The sequence below is a fragment of the Candidatus Bathyarchaeota archaeon genome, assembly GCA_026014745.1.
Lineage (GTDB): Archaea > Thermoproteota > Bathyarchaeia > Bathyarchaeales > Bathycorpusculaceae > Bathycorpusculum.
In genome coordinates this window covers 68436-82525 of sequence record JAOZHS010000001.1, presented here as the reverse complement: position 1 = coordinate 82525, position 14090 = coordinate 68436, and the positions used below count along the sequence as shown (strand labels likewise).

Genomic DNA, 14090 nt, shown 5'->3' with positions numbered 1-14090 from the left:
TAAGATTTATTAGTTTTCTACACAGCTATGTAGGTGAGCATCTTTTATGAGCTACCAGTCTGTGGCAAATAGTCTCGGTTCTTCTGAGGTCGGAGTTATTCTGCCAACTTATGGCGAAGCCGACAACATTGGCCACTTAATCGACGATATAGAAAACCTCAATTTAGACGCATCTATTCTTGTTATCGACGATTCCAGCCCTGACCAAACCGCAGAGATAGTGACGGAAAAACAGGGCAAATACGCAAACATTACGCTTTTTGTGCGTCCAAAAAAATCGGGGTTAGGCACAGCCATTACTGATGGCTTCAAGATTTTTCTAGCCGCCAAAGAGCCGCCGAAGTATGTTTTCACCATGGACGCCGATTATTCCCACAACCCCCAAGACATTCCCCAATTATTGTCCTCCATGAAGGAAACCGAATGCGGCATCGTCATAGGCAGCCGATACGTTAAAGGCGGACAAACCTCTGGCTGGCCGTTTACCCGAAAAATAATCAGCAAAACCGCCAACTTCATCGCCCGCGCCTCGCTAGGGCTTAAACTCAAGGACTGCACCAGCGGCTATCGATGTTACTCTATGAATTTTCTGCGGGAAGTCATCGGCAACCTGCATAGCCACACCTACGAAATCCAGATTGAAACCGTGCGGCAGGCGTCGTTGAGGAAGTTTGTGGTCAAAGAGTCTCCGGTGCTGTTTGTTAATCGCAAACGTGGAAAATCCAAGCTTTCTTGGGGCGAAATCAAAAGTTACCTCTCCTACACCCTCAAGGCAATTTGCCGTTCATAGGCGTCTGCGTTGGAATTCGCGGCACGATAAATATTTGTACAACTTATTTTTATCTGAGAAAGGGCAGGCTTCATGCATAGGTTTGGTAGAGGTAACTTAGCATTCTTAGCGGTTGTTGTTCTCTTAGTGCTAAGTGTTGTTTTAGCGGTAACAAGCCTCTACTCCCAACCCGTAGCTGGTACCCAGTCAAGTTTGCTCATCAACGACACCTTCACACTGCATCCAGGTGAAATTCGCCGCCAAGGTTTAGGAGCCTTCCACGGAAGCGACAACACTACGGGGCGACTGGGCGAGAACATTACTTTGCAGGTTAATGCCCAAGATGCAGTTATCGAAGAATTCAGCATCGTCACCTACAATGGGACGCTGAGCTCCAATGAAACCCTCTACGCTTGGAAATCCACCAATCATGTCACCTGCAACTTTACCGCAGGCGCAGACTACTACGAAGCCATCTTTAACTCCAGCAGCCCCCGTTCTAGCGTAGTCCACTTCGAAGTTTTAGAACAAAAACCCGCCGCAACCCAACCGCTTGCCGCCTTGACTCTGCCAGCCAGAATTCTATTCTTAACCAGCATCGGCTTAGGTATGGTGCTGCTCATAAAACATCAACTAACCAAACAGCCCCCAACCGATGGCGATTCTTTATCGCGTCTGAGCAAAAAAAGCCGCCGCATCCTGCAGGCGCTTATAGTTTTGTCTTTGATTTTTTGGTTGCTCCTCTTAGCCTTAAACACTAATCCTTTGGGAACTTTTGAGAACTGGTACACCGACCACGCACGCCACCCCTACACCGCGAGCCTCTTTCTAAAAGACGGCTTTAACGTGTTTAGTCAACCCCTCGATACGTTAGCGTCACAGGATAGTTCACGTTACCAGTTTGTTACGTGGCCTGAAATGCCCCACCTCTATCCCTTGGGGAGCATTCTGCTGTTTTTGCCCTTCGGAGTGCTGCTTCAAAACGGCTTTGGTCCTCTGCTGGTGTATAAGCTCGAGATTGCAGTGTTTTTGGTATTCGCCCACGCCTGCCTCTACCTGTTCTTATGCCTATATTGTCGGCAGCCGCTTTCGCGTCCCCAAAACTTCCAACAATGGAAACAAGACATGGTACAACTATTCGGCTGGGGCAACTGGAACCAAAAGAAGCCGCTTTTTGAAGCACACGGCTATCTGTTTCTAAAAATCATCGGCGTCTACGTAATTTATACGACACTGATATTTTTTGCCGCTGACGGCATGTTCGACTCTGTCGCATTGCTGTTTTCGCTGTTAGGGTTAACTGCGTTTTTAACTAAACGCTATGACCTGTTCTTTTTGTTTTTTGGGGTAGCCCTGTTTTTTAAGTATCAAACAGGCATTTTCCTATTGCCATTTGTGGTCGCTGCCATAGCGAGTCTGCTGTCGCAGAACAAACTGCGCCGGTTGGTGAGCAACTGGAAAATAATTCTGGCATTGTGCTTCATTGTTCTAAGTTTCTTCACTGCGGTTCTTAGTGCACGCTACCTTATGGCGACTCGACCTGAGCTAGTAATGAATGGTATCAACGCGTTTACGCCGCATGCCCAAATATCGTGGAATCTCCAAACTTTCTCGGTGCTGCTGACTTTAACGGCGACTCTGGTGTATGCGACCTACATGATTGGCCGGAACCGTTTTCTCTCGCTGTCTGCGTTGTTTTTGTTAGTGCCCAGTTTCATGTTGCCTTACTTCCAAAACTGGTACTTGCCCTTCCTTTTCCTCTACGCTTTGGTCCCTCAGCGACGCGACGAGACGGTGGCGACGATTGTTTGGCTGATTTTCTTGATGGTTATGCTTTCATTTGGCGGTTCAGCGTTTAATCCGATGGTGATATCTAACAACTTTAAAATTCTGATTAACGGGTAATGATGGCTATGCGGCTGTTTTGTCGGTTATAGTTAAAAGCCAGAAAAAACAATATCCACTCAAAATGGCGGTGGCATGCATGGAGGCTTCTAGAGAGTTTGTTTACCAAAAATTCAGCGAATACTATCGCGACCCAGCCACCAAACTCCCTTCGCCCATACATCCTGAACAGCGTGAATTCGGTTACCTCATGTTTAAAGAACGTTTCATGGTCCGCCACCGCCGCTTCAACAACATAGAAAACTTCCACGCCGTCCTAGCCGACGTGGTGCCCTCTGATGTTTACCACTCTTGCGCCTACTATGATAACCCCGATTATGATATGGACAAAAAGGGCTGGGTAGGCAGCGACGTAGTCTTTGACATAGACGCCGACCACATCCCCACCAGCTGCAACAAAATCCACGACGAATTTCGATGCGTCAAATGCGGCTTCGAAGGACGCGGCATCACTCCCGATGTGTGTCCTTGTTGTGAAGCTTCAAAGTTTGAAACCAAAATCTGGGCTTGCGATTTATGCATTCAATCCGCCCGTGATGAAGTGGTTAAGCTGCTGGATATGTTGGAGAACGATTTTGGTTTCTCCCCGCGTGAGGTGCGGGTGTTTTTTTCGGGTCACCGCGGCTATCACGTTCACCTTGAAGCTGAAGCGGTGCGGTCGCTGGACGCGATGGCACGTAAAGAGATTGTGGATTACGTCACGGGATTAGGTTTATCAGTTTTAGATACTGAAAAATCAGAGAAGCGAAGTAAACGTCGCGAATCTAAGACCAAGCGGTTTAGCCTAAATGATTTCGGCTGGAACCGCCGCCTAAAAGTGGGCATGGAACGGTTTCTCCAAACCGCCACCCCAGAAATCCTAAAAGAGGCTGGCATACGAAACAAAGCGCTCCTAGACAGCAAAGACACCGTGATTCGACGCGCCATAAATGAGGGTCGATGGGACAGCGTCAACGGCGTTAGCGTTGCAACTTGGCTTAAACTCGCTGAATCCGTGCGTGAAGCCGAGGCTGCTAAAATCGACACTGTCGTCACTACTGATGTGCACCGTCTCATCCGCATGAACGGCACCTTACATGGTAAAACAGGTCTGCTAAAAGTAGAGTTTCCCAGTCATGAATTGTTGTCGTTTGACCCGTTTGTGGGAGCGGTAGCTTTTAAAAAGGGCGAAGTTAAAGTGTTGGTGTCGGATGCGCCAGAGTTCCGATTGGGTGGCAAAACATTGGGGCCATATAAGAATCAGACCTTGGAGTTGCCAGTTGCTGCGGCAGTATTGCTTATCTGTAAGAAGCGGGCGGTGCTTGTGTAATGTATAGTGAACTCTTTGAGGCTTGGCGCAGAGAAGTCACTGATTCCTCCCTTGGAGCGTTGCCCCCAGACTTTTACACTAAAATTGGGGCGTACCTTAAACGTATCAAAGAAGAGAATCGTCCCGACCAAAAATCCATAAAACTAAACCTTCTGGTACGGGAAGCCGAAAACGTGGACGCCATGCTCCAAGAGCTCCTCTCCTTGCGGTACCGAAAAATCATCAAAGCAACCACCAAAACCCAACGCATCCCAACAGAGCTCCTAACCACTGAAGAAGCCAAAATGGCTGAATCCTTTGTCGGGTTCGCCGAGGCTTACCAGAAATTTTCCCAGAACCTCCTCCAAGGGGAAACCACCAAAATCGCGGCACCTATTGAACCCCTCAAAGTAGTAATCCGAACCGAAACTCCCCCAGCCACAACAACGCCGCCCCAAACGCAAGCTTCACTGGTTACTCCCCAAGTGCATGTAACCCACAAACGCCTCACCCTGCGCTTCACCAAGGCTATCCCAGCCATTATGGGCGCCGACATGAAATCCTACGGTCCCTTCCAACCCGAAGATGTCGCATCGCTACCTGAGTTGAATGCCAAGATTTTGGTTAAGCAGGGGTTGGCGGTGTTGGTTGAAGTTTCTTAACTCTTGAATTCTGCAAAACAGTTTAGTCAAGAAATTTTGACGATAATCCTTTTATCCGCTTGACTGTGACTGAAAGTTGATGGTTACCGTGAAAGTTGTACCGGCTTTGTTACTTGTCTCATGGCTTGTAATAATAGCATTGTCTATGCCGGAATTTTGTTTAGCGAATCCAAATATGATGTATCGGGTTGAAATGGTGCCGATTGAGCATGCCTATATTAGAAGTAACGGTGAGGTTGACCCGCCATCGATGCCTATCCAAAGGGAAGGCGACACTTACTTCTTTACGGATAACATTGTAAATTGTAGCATCGAAATCCAAAAGGACAATGTAACGCTTGACGGAAACGGTTTTTCCTTAACTCTACCTCCAAGCATTAAAATAACTCCATTAATGGACAGCCTAAAAAGTGGAGACCCCTTACTCCAAATATCAAACAGAACCAGCATAACCATCATGAATGTAACCTCTAACAATTACTTTGTAGGCATCCGCATAATTGGCTCTTCAAATATTGTGCTTCTTGAAAATACCTTACGGGATGGACGCTCGGGTATTTTGGTCGTCTCAAGTTATAATTGCAGTATTGTGGGCAATAAGCTATCCGAGAATTTACAAAGTGGAATAGAGGTACAGCATTCAAAATTCCTAAATATTCAATATAATAATTTTTCAAAAAACCAGTATGATGGATTACAGGGCTATTACCTTAGCTACTCAAATATCAGTAGAAATAATTTTTTTGATAATGAACAATCGGGCATTTATCTTTTCGTTGCCGAATCGAATCGCATTTATGCGAATAATATCATGAAAAACGAGATTGGCCTCTTCTACAACAGGTTTTGTTCCCACAACAACAATACTGTGTTTAACAATTATTGGGATAACTATGGACTGCAGATAGACAATTCTACGACTGATACTGTCAGCGGCATGGACCAGTCGCCACTCGCCGAACCCATTACCCTCTCATTTGACCCTTCTCTATTCTTTCCAGAAATCGCAGACAGCAGTTCACAAGAACCTTTTCCAGCAACATTGGTTATTGGGACTTTTGCTGTAGTAATCATAGCTGTTGCTGTTTCTGCATTTATATTAAAAAAAAGTATACACCCTACAAAGCAAAAACAGAGCAGTTTTATCCTATCAGTCAAGCCGCGTCTGGCAGTTCTGGATTAGTTTTCATAGCTTCTGCTGCTTTTTTAGTTTTGATTTTTTGCCAAAGCGCCTGTATCGCTAACAGTACGAGGGGATAGGCGACTATCCATGTCATGGCGTAGAGGGGTCCGTAGATGAAGTGGAACATGTCGACTTCGTGGCTATTGACGCCGTACTGCATGCCAATTATGAAGATGTTGGCGATACGAAGAACGTTGATGAAGTAGGTTACGCCAGCGCCAAAGATGAATAAGCCGACTTTGGCTTTCCAGTCAATATGCATTCGTTTTAAGAAAAGCAACGCGACGGCGGTGAATATGAGTAGGCTCTCGATGCCTGCACAGGGCCAAGCAATAGCAAACTTAGCAGTTCCCAAAGGACCCGTTACTTCAAGAGTAGGCATGGCGGACGCGGCATCGGTGCCTGAAACAACACCATACCCCATCAACGTCAACACGCCCGCAGCAAGCGACGCAGTAGTCGGCACCAACAATTCAAAGGGGGTAAACGTGCCATAGGGGAACACGTTGTCAATGGTGTAGAGGACGCCGACCAAAGCCACAAACAACGTGGGTAGGGCAAATCCAACGATGCCTTTTTTGCCAAAAAACAGCACCGCCGTCAAAGCAAACAGCAAAGCAAACACAAGATATTCTATCGCAAGCGGCATTGAATCATAAAATGCAACTCCGCTGCTCTGTGACCAACCGGCAACGGCGCCGTTAAGCCCCGCGTAATTCTCCAAAAGAACATACACTGTGGGCAGCGCCAAAGCTACCGCAGCCGATAGGAGCCGTAACTTGTTCTGTTTGCTTAACTGGGGCGTGATGGTTTCCCAACTCAAAATGTACTCTAACGCGATGAGCCACACGAAGAATAGCAGAAATGTGCGGCCTTTCCACATGAAGTTAAAGGAGTCTTGCCCTGAGAGGTTGAGGTAGGGGTCGGCGGGGTTTAGCAGGTACAGCAACGCCAAGGGCACCACAAACGCTAGTAGCGGTAGCAGCTTGAAGACGGCTTCCTCAATTTTCGGCAAACTCAGCATATACTAAATAACTATTCATCCATTTTAAAAAATAATCGTAACTTGCTTCTTCTATTTAGTTAACATTGGTCGGAGCTAATTGCTGCCTATTTTTGTTTGGTTTGGTTGTATTCTTTCGCCAGCAAGGCGTTGCAGATCGCCATTTTAGGTCAAAATAGTCCTGTAGTAACTTCACTAAGGCAGGGTTATCTGACCGTAAAACCTCAATTCCACTCAAATCACCGCTTGCAAAAGTAATTATGTGGGCGGTTTTCTTATCCAGTATCTCTATGCCTGCTTCGGGTTCTTCTGAAACGGTTTTTATTTCAAAATGGCCTGTTTGCTTAAGAACTTGGATGATTGTTGGGATTTCTTCGCCTTCCGGTATATAGGTGATGCATCGCATTTTTACGCCTCTCTCTAAGGCGTCCTTAAACCTTTCAAAATGCCTATTAATTCCAACCAATCGGACTCTCCAACTGAGAATCACATCTGAACTCGTTTTAATTTTGGACATTTCTTTATCAAATTCACGCGCTTCGCCTATTGTCCCAACAGTGAGACGATAACGCGTCTCTTCTACGCTTAGTTCTTCTCGAATGAGCTCTTTAAATTCTTTAATGAACTGTTCTGCTTCGGCTTGAAGTTGCTTATTTTTTTCAGCGTTTTGCTGTAACAAGATAGCGACCGCCTCATTAATTGGCGTCGCCTTAAACGTTATGGGGTTTGTAACGTACCGTTGGACTAAACCAATTTTTTCAAGTTTGATTAGTGCCCGATAAATTTCTGCTCGATCTGCGGGGATGTTTTTTGCGATTGTTTTAACTGTTTGCCCCTTTTTCCAGTCGGCGACGGCTAAGTAAACTTGTGCTTGTCGCGTGGTTAGGCCTAGCTTAGTAAATATGCCCAGATCGACATTTTTTGGATTGAGGCATTTGTCCGTGGACATTTTTAAAAGCTTTAACAAATTGTGCTTTTAACTTTTTCCATGTTAACATGCGCGTAAACTGTGAGGATGAGGAGTACTCACCATTATTAATTAACTGTATACTGGACAGTTGCGAGTACAAGGTGAAAAATTGACTAAAAAAATAAACCAATATTTGACAATCATTGCTATTCTGTTGATTTCTGTTTCATTATTTGCGTTACCAACCAGCGATGCACACGACCCCAAATGGCAAATCCCAACCTACTGCTATGTCCATGTTGGACCAAATCCTGTCGGCGTTGGACAAACTGCCTCAGTAATCTTTTGGATCAACATATACCCGCCATCTGCAGCAGGATCCGCTGGCGACCGATGGACATTCTACATAGACATAACTGATCCCGACGGAAAAACAACCTCTCAAGGTCCCTTGACATCTGACCCTGTAGGCGGTTCATACCTACAATTCTCACCCGAACAAACAGGCACATACACTATCACCTGCCGATTCCCTAATCAAACATTAACTGGAAGCGCAGGTACAGGCATATACAATTACAATGCCTACATTAACGACACTTATTTAGAAAGTTCTGCAACCACCACTCTTACCGTCCAAGAAGAACCAATTGTACATGAAGCCGAAAACCCCTTGCCAACAGAGTACTGGACAAGACCCATCAACGGACAAAACAACGAATGGTACAGTATCTCCTCTAACTGGCTTGCCGGCGCACAAATCCTAAACAGGTATCAAGCCGATGGCAGCGCACCCAATAGTGCCCACGTAATGTGGTCCAAAGAATTCTCGTTTGGCGGCGTTGTCGGCGGAACAAACACTGGCAGAGACGGCATGACCTACTATTCAGGAACTGCTTATGAAGGCAAAATGGGCAGCGCAGTAATAATGCAGGGCAGACTCTACTATGCTTTACCAAAAAGCGATAGCCCCTCTGGAGAAGGATATGTCTGTGTTGACTTACTTACTGGCGAGACACTGTTCTGGCAAAATATGACTTTCCCCTCATTTGGACAACTATACTGGTATGACTCAATGAACCAGCACGGTGTGGTTCCAAACGGCTACCTGTGGGCAAGCAACTTCGCAAATGCATACGACCCCATATCAGGTGACTGGATATTTAGCTTAACCAACGTACCTTCCGGCACTGAAGCTTACACCGAAAAAGGCGAAATAGTCCGCTACGTAATCAACGCAACGGGGAAATACATCGGTTTATGGAACAACACTGCAGTCCATGATTTAACCGGTTCAACATCAGCCACTGATTACACAAGCAGCAGCTATAACCAATGGCGACCCGTAGGAAAAACCCTTGACGCTTCAAAAGCATTCTCCTGGAACATCTCAGTACCTTGGATTCCCGCTGGCGCAACAATTGTCGGCGTAATTCAAGAAGACCTGCTTCTCGGCAGAAACGGTTCAATGCCCAGCTTAACCAGCTCTTCGCCATATACGGTGTGGGCTATGAGTTTAAAGCCTGAATCAAGAGGCCAACTCTTGTGGATGAAAAACTATGACGCGCCCGCAGGAAACCTGAGCAGAAGCATACGAGTCATCGACCCAGAAACCCGCATCTTTATCACATATGACCAAGAAACAATGCAGTGGCGAGGATTCAGTATGGATGATGGTTCTTTGCTGTGGGGTCCAACAGACTCTGAAGAAGCCTTAAACTTCTACGCACTCACAACAGGCGCATTTGGTGTCGGCTCATATTCAGTGGCCTACGGTAATCTCTACTCAACTGGCTACTCCGGTATACTCTACTGCTACAGCCAAGAAACCGGCGACTTACTATGGAATTACACTGCATATGCAGGTCTTGATGCTCCTGCTGGCGTTTACTCCACTTTGATAGGCGCAATCGCTGATGACAAAGTATACATGTACAGCTATGAACACTCCGCCGATGCACCCCACTGGAAGAATTCAAAAACTCGATGCATAAACGCAACAACAGGAGAAGAAATCTGGACTATCGATGGCTGGTCAGCATACAACAGCATGTTCGTCGCAGACGGCTATCTGGTTTCATTAAACCTCTATGACATGCAAATCTACTGTTATGGCAAAGGTGCAAGCGCAACAACTGTTACAAACCAAAATGACGTAATAACAGACGGCAACAAAGTACTAATCAAAGGCACCGTAACCGACATTGCAGCAGGTACTAAACAAGATGAACAGGCAGCACGTTTTCCAAACGGTGTACCAGTGGTCTCTGACGCAAGCATGAGCGACTGGATGGAATACGTTTACATGCAACAACCCCAACCAACAGACGTCACTGGAGTCACAGTTTCTCTGTCCGTTATAGATGCTAATGGCAACTATCGACCCATCGGAGAAACAACCACGGATGCTGATGGCTTCTATAGCTACGATTGGCAACCTGATATACCTGGAAAATACACAGTTATCGCAAACTTTGACGGCACAGAATCATACTACCCCTCCCATGCAGAAACCGCGTTCGTTGTGCAAGAAGTAACGCCAACAGAAACTCCGACTGCTGCTCCGCAATCTGTCGCTGACCTGTACTTTGTACCCTCAATCGCAGGCATATTCGTTCTAATCATCATTGTGCTTGCTCTATTAGTGGTATTGCTGTTAAGGAAGCGACCGTAAGAACATAAAACAAAACTTCCCTTTCCCTTTTTTTGGTTATAAACGTAAAAGCAAAGAAGGGGCTGAGAAGGCTCTGGATACTAACTGTGATTAGCGTAGCCCGGAGATTACCCCTTATCTCCATAAAGCACTGGAGCCTCAGCAAACCCTACTTTGTGGCACGAGGCGGTATGATTGTTTCCGTTGGACGCTCGTGATGGGGTATCATATGGTAGTACCCTTTTCCGTTTTATCGCTTTTTTATAAGCATGGCTGAAGATTTGTCTAAAAAGAAGTTCCTAATCCACTGTTAGTCGCTTGTTTTTGCTTTATAAGTCATAAAGTATAAGAAGCTGTGTGTTTCTTTAATGCAAAGCTGGTAGTCAAAGTGAACGTTCCCAAAGAAATCAATACATACTGTCCAAAATGTAAAGCTCACACTGCGCATGCGGTAACCTTATACAAAGCCGGCAAACGCCGAGCACTCGCACGCGGTGAACGCCACCACGAACGCGAAAAGGAAGGTTACGGTGGACAAAAATATCCTCTGCAGCATGAATTTGCTAAAACAACCAAAAAGCAAACTCTGCGCTTAAAATGCAAAAAATGCAACTACATGTACCATAAAGATGGTATACGGCTAAGAAAATTAGTCATACAATAATCAAATTAGGAGAATAGAGAAATGTCTGAATGGAATAAACTCATCCCTAAACCCCGAAGCGTATTTCTACGCGTTAAATGCCAGAAATGCGGCAACGAACAGCTCATCTTCAGCAATGCAGTCAACAAAATCACCTGCAACGTATGCGGCGAAACGTTGGCTCAACCCACTGGCGGAAGAGCAGAAATCAACGGCGAAGTTATAGCGGTCCTCGAGTAAGGGGATGACTAACCAAATGGCTGAGCGTAAGCCCCAATGGCCCGAAGCTGGCGACCTAGTCATTGCCACAATCGAAACCGTTACCGACTATGGCGCTTACGCTAAGCTCGATGAATTCGATAAGCGTGGCTTACTTCACGTTTCTGAGATTTCTTCCTCATGGATACGTAACATACGTGACTTTGTACGGGAAGGCCAAAAAGTTGTCCTCAAGGTTCTCCGCGTCGACCTTGAAAAAGGCCACATCGACCTCTCATTACGCCGTGTCACTAAACGGGAACGCATCGAAAAAGTTCTTTCGTGGAAAAAAGAACGCAAAGCCGAAGCTCTTTTGCGTGGTGTCGCAGAGAAACTTGGCTTAACAAGCGATGAAGTCTACCAGAAAGCTGGCGCTCAGGTAGAAGAAAAATACGGCTTATATGACGGGTTCGAAAAAGCAGCTATTGAAGGCCCCGACGCCTTAACCGAAATCGGCATACCCGAAGAATTCGCCAAAGCGTTCTCTGAAGTTGCCCAAGAGCGCATCCACGTAAAGATGGTTAAAGTCCGCGGCGTACTCGAAATCCGCTGTATGAAACCCAACGGCGTCAAAGTCATCAAAGAAGTCTTCCATAAAGCCAAATCAGAAAAAATCAAAGACGCAAACGTCTCCTTCTACGTTATTGCCGCACCAAAATACAGCATCGAAGTCCAAGCGGAAAACTGGAAACGCGCCGAGGATGTCTTGCAGAAAACCGCCGACAATGTTGTGACCGCAATTACTAAAGCGGGCGGGCAAGGCAGTTTTAGAAGGGAAAAATAGTTGGTTTGGCAACTGCGCAAATGCGTAAAATGCGAGCGGTACACTCTTAACAAGAGCACGTGCCCAACATGCGGAGGCGCCGTGCATATTCCTCATCCAGCAAAGTTTTCTCCTGATGATAAATACCTCAAATACCGCATGGCTATGAAAAGGAGCCAAGAACAATGAAAGAAACTTACATCAAAGAATTCGCTCAAATCCAACCTAACAATCCTGTTCTCATTGAAGGTCTCCCTGGCTTGGGGTTAGTCGGCAAAATAGCTTTACGCTACCTCGTTAAACAACTCAAAGCCAAAAAATTCGCTTACCTTTACTCGCCTCACTTCCCCTACTTCGTACTCGTTAACAAGAAAGGCAACGTGCGGCTTCTCCGCGGCTCCTTCTACTATTACCAGAACCCCAAAGGAAACGACATAATCCTTTTCACCGGCGATAGCCAAAGTCAAACCATTGAGGGTCAATACGAAATTGCCGATTGTATGCTAGACTTTTCTGAAAAGCACAGTGTCAAAACCATCGCCACCATTGGTGGCTACCGTATGGAACCCAAAGAAAAACCCAAAGTCTACATAGCCGCAACCAACCAAGACATAATCCACAAAGCCCTCGACGCAGGCGCAACACTAAGCGCATCAGGCAGTCCCATCGTTGGCACAGCAGGCTTAATCCTTGGATTGGCGAAATTCAAAAAAGTCGAAGCTCTCTGTCTGCTTGGCGAAACACGCGGCTACTTACCTGACCCCTTAGCAGCCAAAAGTGTGCTAGAAGTCCTCGCGTCAACCTTTAACTTTGACTTAGACCTGACAGGACTCAATGACGAAATATCCCGCGCCGAATCCATGGTCGCACGCCTTCAGCAAATCGAAGAGAAACGTGCCGTACAAGCTGAAGAAACCCGCAAACAGGAAGACAAGAAAACTACCTATATTTCTTAAACCAAACTTTCCTTTATTATCGCAACAGTTTTTTCGGCGGCTTTGCCGTCCCCAAATGGCGAAGTAGAGGACAGCATCTCTTTAGTTTCTATGGTTTGCTGTATTGCCTCTAAAATCTTGGCTTTATCTGTTCCAACCACCCGAGCAAACCCTGCTTCCACGGCTTCCTGACGCTCCGTAGACAACCGAATTACCAACACAGGTTTTCTAATGCTTGGCGCGGTGGCTTCCTCTTGAATGCCGCCAGAATCCGTAATGATCAAACGGCTGTGTTTCATTAAAACCAGAAAATCCAAGTAGCCCAGCGGCGGCAAAATCAGCACGTTCTTCATTGCTGTGATTTTAGCAAGCAGGTTATTTTCTTGGAGGCGTTTTCGGGTACGTGGATGCATGGGGTAAACGATTGGAAGCGGGGACTTCTCAAATACTTCCATAAATGACTCCAATACGTTGAGGTCATCGACGTTTTCTGCTCGATGCGCCGTTGCCAACGCGTAAGTTCTGAATGGGATCTGCTGCATCATAGTTGATTTTTTTTCTGCTAGGGGGAGGTGTTGGGTTACAGCGTCGATGGCGGTGTTTCCTGTAAGGTGAATTTTGCCCCAAACATTCTCTGAAACCAAATTTGACTTTGCTCTCTCCGTTGGCGCAAATAAAAACTCAGAGATATGGTCGGTTAAGCGGCGGTTATGTTCCTCGGGCATACGCAAATCAAAACTGCGCAGACCCGCTTCTATATGCCCAATAGGTATGCTGCGCTTGTTGGCAGCTAATGCAGCGGCCAAGACGGTGTTGGTGTCGCCTTCCACAAGCACAATTGCAGGATCAACTTTTCCTATAAGCTCATCCATTTTGGCCATTATTTCTGACGTTTGAGCTCCAGGCGAGGAACCTTCAATTTTTATCCAGCAATCAGGGGCAGTTAGTTCAAGGTTTTCTATAAATTGCTGCGCCATACTGTAGTCGTAATGTTGCCCACAATGAACAAACACGCTGGGTAACCCTGCAGTTTTAAGGGCGCGCAGGATTGGTGCCATCTTTATGATTTCTGGTCTGGTTCCCGTGACAACTACAATAGGCTTCACATTGTTTTCCTC

15 protein-coding genes are annotated in these 14090 nt (G+C 46.2%); 12 read left to right on the top strand and 3 right to left on the bottom strand.

Annotation, left to right across the window (positions count from 1 at the left end):
- Nucleotides 1-46 precede the first annotated feature (46 nt).
- The 5 genes from NWE92_00465 to NWE92_00445 all read left to right on the top strand — a co-directional run bounded on the left by NWE92_00465 (nucleotide 47) and on the right by NWE92_00445 (nucleotide 5807).
- Nucleotides 47-790 carry a polyprenol monophosphomannose synthase gene (locus tag NWE92_00465; protein MCW4028108.1) on the top strand — a complete coding sequence of 248 codons (744 nt, stop codon included), beginning with the start codon at nucleotides 47-49 and terminating at the stop codon, nucleotides 788-790.
- A gap of 72 nt (nucleotides 791-862) precedes the next feature.
- Nucleotides 863-2674, top strand: coding sequence for a hypothetical protein (locus NWE92_00460; protein ID MCW4028107.1), 1812 nt, complete (start codon nucleotides 863-865; stop codon nucleotides 2672-2674).
- A 79-nt stretch (nucleotides 2675-2753) separates the two neighbouring features.
- Entirely contained in the window at nucleotides 2754-3983 is a 1230-nt protein-coding gene (locus NWE92_00455) for a hypothetical protein (protein ID MCW4028106.1), read from the top strand.
- Complete coding sequence (locus NWE92_00450; protein MCW4028105.1) at nucleotides 3983-4624, top strand: hypothetical protein; 642 nt, start codon at nucleotides 3983-3985, stop codon at nucleotides 4622-4624. Before NWE92_00455 ends, NWE92_00450 begins: the two co-directional genes overlap by 1 nt.
- Before the next feature lie 79 nt (nucleotides 4625-4703).
- Nucleotides 4704-5807, top strand: a complete 1104-nt coding sequence (locus NWE92_00445; GenBank protein ID MCW4028104.1) for a right-handed parallel beta-helix repeat-containing protein — start codon at nucleotides 4704-4706, stop codon at nucleotides 5805-5807.
- Here NWE92_00445 and NWE92_00440 read toward each other — a convergent pair.
- Together NWE92_00440 and NWE92_00435 are read right to left on the bottom strand one after the other, a co-directional pair.
- Nucleotides 5779-6822 carry an archaeosortase/exosortase family protein gene (locus NWE92_00440; protein ID MCW4028103.1) on the bottom strand — a complete coding sequence of 348 codons (1044 nt, stop codon included), beginning with the start codon at nucleotides 6820-6822 and terminating at the stop codon, nucleotides 5779-5781. The genes NWE92_00445 and NWE92_00440 overlap by 29 nt on opposite strands.
- A gap of 64 nt (nucleotides 6823-6886) precedes the next feature.
- Nucleotides 6887-7759 carry a hypothetical protein gene (locus NWE92_00435; protein MCW4028102.1) on the bottom strand — a complete coding sequence of 291 codons (873 nt, stop codon included), beginning with the start codon at nucleotides 7757-7759 and terminating at the stop codon, nucleotides 6887-6889.
- A 130-nt stretch (nucleotides 7760-7889) separates the two neighbouring features.
- Between NWE92_00435 and NWE92_00430 the strand changes: the two genes are divergently transcribed.
- The 7 genes from NWE92_00430 to NWE92_00400 all read left to right on the top strand — a co-directional run bounded on the left by NWE92_00430 (nucleotide 7890) and on the right by NWE92_00400 (nucleotide 12993).
- Nucleotides 7890-10394, top strand: coding sequence for a PQQ-binding-like beta-propeller repeat protein (locus NWE92_00430; GenBank protein ID MCW4028101.1), 2505 nt, complete (start codon nucleotides 7890-7892; stop codon nucleotides 10392-10394).
- A 32-nt stretch (nucleotides 10395-10426) separates the two neighbouring features.
- Complete coding sequence (locus tag NWE92_00425; protein MCW4028100.1) at nucleotides 10427-10591, top strand: hypothetical protein; 165 nt, start codon at nucleotides 10427-10429, stop codon at nucleotides 10589-10591.
- 170 nt (nucleotides 10592-10761) lie between these two features.
- Complete coding sequence (locus tag NWE92_00420; GenBank protein MCW4028099.1) at nucleotides 10762-11037, top strand: 50S ribosomal protein L44e; 276 nt, start codon at nucleotides 10762-10764, stop codon at nucleotides 11035-11037.
- Between the two features lie 21 nt (nucleotides 11038-11058).
- Entirely contained in the window at nucleotides 11059-11256 is a 198-nt protein-coding gene (locus NWE92_00415) for a 30S ribosomal protein S27e (GenBank protein MCW4028098.1), read from the top strand.
- A 4-nt stretch (nucleotides 11257-11260) separates the two neighbouring features.
- A complete protein-coding gene (locus NWE92_00410; protein MCW4028097.1) occupies nucleotides 11261-12058 on the top strand; it encodes a translation initiation factor IF-2 subunit alpha in 798 nt (265 codons plus the stop codon).
- Nucleotides 12059-12226, top strand: a complete 168-nt coding sequence (locus tag NWE92_00405) for an RNA-protein complex protein Nop10 (protein MCW4028096.1) — start codon at nucleotides 12059-12061, stop codon at nucleotides 12224-12226. It abuts the gene before it with no gap.
- Nucleotides 12223-12993, top strand: coding sequence for a PAC2 family protein (locus tag NWE92_00400; protein ID MCW4028095.1), 771 nt, complete (start codon nucleotides 12223-12225; stop codon nucleotides 12991-12993). Before NWE92_00405 ends, NWE92_00400 begins: the two co-directional genes overlap by 4 nt.
- Here NWE92_00400 and wecB read toward each other — a convergent pair.
- A complete protein-coding gene (gene wecB, locus NWE92_00395) occupies nucleotides 12990-14078 on the bottom strand; it encodes a UDP-N-acetylglucosamine 2-epimerase (non-hydrolyzing) (GenBank protein MCW4028094.1) in 1089 nt (362 codons plus the stop codon). The two genes, NWE92_00400 and wecB, sit on opposite strands and share 4 nt — an antisense overlap.
- Nucleotides 14079-14090 lie beyond the last annotated feature (12 nt).